This window comes from Methylovulum miyakonense HT12 (assembly GCF_000384075.1).
Lineage (GTDB): Bacteria > Pseudomonadota > Gammaproteobacteria > Methylococcales > Methylomonadaceae > Methylovulum > Methylovulum miyakonense.
The window spans coordinates 3,406-8,770 of sequence record NZ_KB913025.1; the positions used below are offsets into that span (position 1 = coordinate 3,406).

At 51.2% G+C, this 5,365-nt stretch carries 7 protein-coding genes and 1 tRNA gene; all 8 read right to left on the reverse strand.

Annotated features, from left to right (window positions below; genetic code table 11):
• The coding region (locus tag METMI_RS22810; protein WP_040572750.1) for an IS1/IS1595 family N-terminal zinc-binding domain-containing protein at positions 1-292 on the reverse strand (292 nt) is incomplete at its 3' end.
• A 284-nt stretch (positions 293-576) separates the two neighbouring features.
• Positions 577-652: transfer RNA gene (locus METMI_RS0100040), tRNA-Lys, on the reverse strand.
• 48 nt (positions 653-700) lie between these two features.
• Entirely contained in the window at positions 701-1,372 is a 672-nt protein-coding gene (queC, locus tag METMI_RS0100045) for a 7-cyano-7-deazaguanine synthase QueC (protein WP_019864097.1), read from the reverse strand.
• A 6-nt stretch (positions 1,373-1,378) separates the two neighbouring features.
• On the reverse strand, positions 1,379-2,020 hold the full coding sequence (gene queE / locus METMI_RS0100050; protein WP_019864098.1) for a 7-carboxy-7-deazaguanine synthase QueE: 642 nt from the start codon (positions 2,018-2,020) through the stop codon (positions 1,379-1,381).
• A gap of 2 nt (positions 2,021-2,022) precedes the next feature.
• The gene (gene ybgF / locus METMI_RS0100055) at positions 2,023-2,892 is read right to left on the reverse strand and encodes a tol-pal system protein YbgF (RefSeq protein ID WP_019864099.1); all 870 of its coding nucleotides are present in this window, start codon (positions 2,890-2,892) and stop codon (positions 2,023-2,025) included.
• The gene (gene pal / locus METMI_RS0100060; RefSeq protein WP_019864100.1) at positions 2,893-3,471 is read right to left on the reverse strand and encodes a peptidoglycan-associated lipoprotein Pal; all 579 of its coding nucleotides are present in this window, start codon (positions 3,469-3,471) and stop codon (positions 2,893-2,895) included.
• Between the two features lie 45 nt (positions 3,472-3,516).
• On the reverse strand, positions 3,517-4,782 hold the full coding sequence (tolB, locus tag METMI_RS0100065; RefSeq protein ID WP_019864101.1) for a Tol-Pal system beta propeller repeat protein TolB: 1,266 nt from the start codon (positions 4,780-4,782) through the stop codon (positions 3,517-3,519).
• Between the two features lie 46 nt (positions 4,783-4,828).
• The coding region (tolA, locus tag METMI_RS27620) for a cell envelope integrity protein TolA (protein ID WP_019864102.1) at positions 4,829-5,365 on the reverse strand (537 nt) is incomplete at its 5' end.

A 5,365-nucleotide genomic window follows, 5' to 3' on the forward strand; every position in this document is an offset into this window, starting at 1 on the left:
GCCATTTGGGCTTATGGCGCAACCGCGCCAAGGGCGATCCCGTCAGGGCGTTGAAGGTTTTCCGGCAACTTTGGCAACGGTAGCGCTGCAGGCCGCTGGCGAAGCCGTACCTCGACAGCAGGATACCCGCGCAATGCGGACAAGCCGGTTTCAGCTCAAAGCGGGTTTCAACCACTTCTATGACTTCGGGCAGGTCGGTTTGACGGTCAAGTGCGGCCTTGGCCACGTTTCGCTGATGGTGGTTAAGCCCGCACAGGCTTGACAGCAATTCCTTAAAGTCTTCGGCAATCATGGGCTTGTCCTCGTCAAATGGCAGTTAACTGATCAGACAGGGCTTTGGGGGGTTGATTCCATAATTAACGGTGACATAGCCTTATTCTTCGGCAGAGCTGCAAGAATTGATTGATGCGGTGAACCGTATTTGCACAATGGAAAGCGGCGTATCTCTGACCGTATTAAAAAGGGCAAATGCGGGCTAAAAATGCCCAGGTCACGCAAAAATCACGCAAGGAAATTTCAGGCATAAAAAAAGCAGTCGCCAATTAAGGCTAACTGCTTGATTTATAAGTATGTTGATGGTGGGTCGCATGCGATTCGAACGCATGACCATCGCATTAAAAGTGCGGTGCTCTACCGGCTGAGCTAGCGACCCAACAAAGATTGCCTATTATAGTGATAATAATAATATTTGCAACAATTTTTATTGATATTTTGTTGGATCTTTAATTTTCGCTTCCTGAAAACCTATTTTCCTTAAACGGCAAGCGTCGCATACGCCGCAAGCGCGGCCTTGGTGGTCGGCGGAATAACAAGAAACGGTGCGGCTGTAGTCGATCCCTAACGCCGTGCCTTGTTTGATAATTTCTGCTTTGCTGAGGGAAATCAAGGGCGTGTGTATGGAGAAACGGCCACCTTCCACACCCGCTTTAGTGGCCAGATTGGCCAATTCTTGAAAAGCATTGATAAATTCAGGGCGGCAGTCCGGGTAACCGGAATAATCGACGGCATTAACACCGATAAAAATATCTTTGAGATTGAGCACTTCGGCCCAACCTAGTGCAAATGACAAGAAAATGGTGTTTCTTGCTGGCACATAGGTGACGGGAATACCTTCTTGCGCCGTGTCGGGCACGGCGATATGGGCATCGGTGAGGGCGGATCCGCCAATGGCGCCGAGCCCTAAACTAATGATTTTATGGTCGATGACTTGGTAATCTTTGGCTATATGGGCGGCGGCAACCAGTTCGGCGTTGTGCCGTTGCCCGTAATTAAAGCTTAAAGCGTAGCAGCTAAAGCCTTGTTGCTGGGCCAGGGCGAGGGTCGTGATGGAGTCTAATCCGCCTGATAACAGGACAATTGCATTTTTTGACATGTAGGGCTATTTACCTCGGGCATCATCCCAAAGCAGTTTATGGAGTTGGATTTGAAAACGCACCGGAAGGCGGTCATGAAGGATTTGTTCCGCCAATTGGGTGGGGTTTTGTTGGCCCATGACAGGTGAAAACAGGATTTGGCAACGTTTGTCGAGCCCATGGTTTTGGAGCACGGCTTTCGACCACCCATAATCTTCTGCAGTCCCGATAACGAACTTTACTTGGTCTTGCGCAGTTAGGTAAGCAATGTTGCCGTAATTGTTCTTGTCCATTTCGCTTGAACTTGGGGTTTTTAAGTCCATGACTTTGACTACCCGCGGGTCAACGCCGGATACGTCTATGGCGCCGCTGGTTTCTAAGGAAACGTTATAGCCCCTATCGGCCAATTCGGTTAATAATTCCAAGCAGGCGGGTTGGGCTAGCGGTTCACCGCCAGTAACGGTGATATGCCGGCAGCCGTATTGTTGGACTTCGCTGAGTATGTCGGCTATGGATGTCTTCTTTCCGCCTGTAAACGCGTAAGCCGTATCGCAATAAACGCAACGCAACGGGCAGCCCGTGAGGCGTATGAACACGGTGGGCAAGCCCACCGTGTTGCTTTCACCTTGCAGGGAATAAAAAATTTCGGTAATGCGTATTTGGCCCACTGCTATTGGCTAACGTTAAGTAAGAGCAATTTTTTTGCAGCTGATCGTGCGGCGGTGGAATTGGGGAATTTAGTGGTGACCAGCGTGAAATATTCACGCGCCTTATCCGTGTTTTTTTGGTCCATTTCAATTTTTCCCAGCATAAGCAAGGCGTCAGGTTCTTTATTGCTGCCTGGATATTTTTCAATGACGCTGTTAAAAGCATTGCGGGCCGATTCGGCGTCATTATTGACAAGATACGCCTCGCCTAACCAATATTGGGCATTGTTGGCAAGCCCGCTGGCGGGATATTTGCCCAAATAATCCTTGAATGCCGTGATGGATTCGTCAGTATGCCCTTTTCTTAGCGCAAGATAAGCGGCTTTGTATTCTTGGTTCTCGGCATCTGAAACTTGTGCCTGTGCTGCCGGGGGAGTTGCTGCGGCGGGTGCGGTGTTGGCAGATGCCCCCCCTTCGGCAGCCGCTACCGCTGCCGCAGGGGTAACCGCCTGTTGGGCTTCAGGGCTGGCGGGTGGTGGCGATGTTGCGTCAGTAGCTTCAGCGGGCGGTTGGGCGCTGCCGGCCGATTTGGCCTCAATACTTTGGAGGCGCTCTTCAAAATCAGCATACATGGATTTTTGCTGTTTTTTCAGTTCCGTTATCGTATTCGACTGTTCTTCCAATTTGCCAGTGAGTTGCTGGACTTCAGATTGCAGCTGTTCCAAACGCCCCGTCATCTCCATCAACGAACTGGTCGATGGGGAGGGTGCGAGATTGGTTGCCGGTAACGCCGAAGCCGGGTATGCCGAATTGTCAATGACTTCAGGCAAGGCGTAAACATCGGCCGCAAAGCAGCAATAAGCACCTAACACAATAACGAGGCGTTTTTTCATTTATTTACCCTGATAGTCAATTTCTACACGGCGGTTGAGTTCCCAAGCGGATTCATCGTTACCGAAAGCCGCCGGTTTTTCTTCACCGTAACTGACGATACTGATTTGGCTATCGGAAACCCCCTGGATTTTCATCATGCTGGCGACGGATTTTGCGCGTTGCTCACCGAGGGCGATATTGTATTCGCGGGAACCACGTTCATCGCCATGGCCTTCAAGGGTGATATGTTGGGAAGGGTTCGCCAGCAAATAAGTCGAGTGTGCGGCGATGACGGCCACGAAATCTTGCTGGACTTGGCTGCTGTCGAGCATAAAGTAGATGGTGCGTTTGGAAAGGGGGTTGCTAGGGTCGCTAAATTCGGGGCCTAAGCTGCTTGCCCCATCCCCCGAATTGGAGCCATACATATTTGAACCGCCTATTTCCGAGCCATTGTTCAGGCCGTTGGTTGACGCGTCGCCTATACCCGTGCCGGCTTGGTTGCCGTCAAGCAGGCTAGGGTCTTTATCTTCAGTGTCAGCACAAGCCGTCAGAAGCAGTGCGCTCATGGCCAAAACTAAAACAGTGTTATTCAATTTCATTGTCAATTTCCAGATTAAGTGATTAATTCGATAAAACCAGTGTGGCTAGGGTGACCAGGCGGGTTCGCGGACTTCGCCATTATTAAATACCAGTTTTTGTTGCATTTTACCATCTACAGAGACCGCCGATAAGAAGCCGGTGCCTCCTTTTTTCGAAGCATATAAAATCATGCTGCCATTAGGGGCGAAGCTGGGCGATTCATCAGAAGGACCAGAGGTCAATACGCTGATGCCACGGGTCGCCATATCCATAACGGCAATACGGTAGCTACCGCCATTGCCGTGCACCATCGCGAGGCTTCTGCCGTCGGGCGAGAAACTGGCGCGGGCGTTGTAGTCGCCTGAGAAGGTGATCCTTTTTTCATTGCCGCCTTGGCTGGAAGCCATATAAAGTTGTGGTTTGCCACCCCGGTCTGAAGTGAACACAACCGCACTGCCATCCGGTGACCAGACCGGTTCAGTATCTATGGCCGTGCTTTTTGATAGCTTGAGCAAGGAACGCGTCGCTAAATTTAAAATAAAAATATCGGGGTTGCCATCTTTGGATAATGTCAATGCCAAGCGCGTACCATCAGGGGACCATGAGGGGGCGCCGTTGATGCCTGGAAATTCCGCCACCCGCTCACGTTGGCCATTAGCCAAGGTTTGGATATAAATGGCCGCAGATTTCCTTTCAAAGGACACATAGGCAATGCGCTTGCCATCGGGAGACCAAGCCGGGGACATTAAAGGCTCAGGTGAGGAGGCGATAGTTTGGGGATTGAACCCGTCGGCATCGGCAACTTGTAATTGGTGGCTTTGCCTTCCGCTGCTGGTGATGTAAGCGATACGGCCGCTAAACACACCTTTTTTGCCAGTCAGTTTTTCAAAAATCAAATCGCTGATATGGTGAGCGGTACGGCGCAGGTCATTGGCTGACGAGGCCATTTTGTAACCCAGCAATTGCCCGCCTTTATTGACATCCAACAATTGGAATTGCACATCGTATTGGCTACCGTTGTTGTCCGCCCTGCCAACCACTAAGTAATCTTGCACTAAGGCTTGCCATTCTTTGAAATTGACTTCCGATGCGCTGCTAGGCCGGCTTTGCATGGCCTGTTGCGCCATCATTTTGAAATAGCCGCTACGCTCGAGGTCGGCGTTGACGATGGCGCTGATGTCCACAGGCGCAGGGCTGGCGGCAAACGGTACAACCGCAACGGGTGGCGCGCTTTCAGTGCCACCCGTCACTTCAATGGTGAGCTCCGCATAGCCTTCGGAAATGCTAAGGCTACACAGCGCGATTAACAAGATATTCCTGACAAAATTCATACGATTACCTCTATATTCAAAATCATGGTTCATCACGGGTAACAGCCTACCTGGGATTAAATTTAAACCTAAGCGGCCTAAATTTTTGGGCAAAAAGTTCTTTATCTTTAGGGACAGGCAAAGGCGATGCCCGGTTAACCGCATTAATCGCCGAATTGTCGAACATTTCATCGCCACTGCTTTGAATGACTTCCGCGTCGATAACAGTCCCGTCACTGGTCAACCTGACCAGGATCGTACAATGCAAGCCTTGTGAAGCATCTGGAGGACGAATCCAGCTTCCTTCAACTTTTCGTTGCAATTTTTTTATTAGCTCAGCTAATTCTGCGTCGGCCTTAGCTTTGGCGGCAGCTTCCGCTTTCGCCTTTTCGACAGCCTCGGCCTTGGCCTTCTCGGCGGCTTCCGCTTTCGCCTTTTCGGCAGCTTCGGCCTTGGCTTTGGCGGCGGCCTCCGCTTTGGCCTTCTCAGCAGCCTCGGCCTTGGCCTTGGCGGCCGCCTCGGCTTTAGCTTGGGCGGCTTTTTCGGCCTTGGCTTGGGCGGCGGCCTCCGCTTTGGCCTTCTCGGCAGCCTCGGCCTTGGCCTT

Excerpts from the sequence above, each read along its gene's own strand:
- queC (WP_019864097.1), bottom strand. The coding sequence starts at position 1,372 with ATGTCAAAAAATGCAATTGTCCTGTTATCAGGCGGATTAGACTCCATC.
- ybgF (WP_019864099.1), bottom strand. The coding sequence starts at position 2,892 with ATGAAAAAACGCCTCGTTATTGTGTTAGGTGCTTATTGCTGCTTTGCG.
- pal (WP_019864100.1), bottom strand. The coding sequence starts at position 3,471 with ATGAAATTGAATAACACTGTTTTAGTTTTGGCCATGAGCGCACTGCTT.
- tolB (WP_019864101.1), bottom strand. The coding sequence starts at position 4,782 with ATGAATTTTGTCAGGAATATCTTGTTAATCGCGCTGTGTAGCCTTAGC.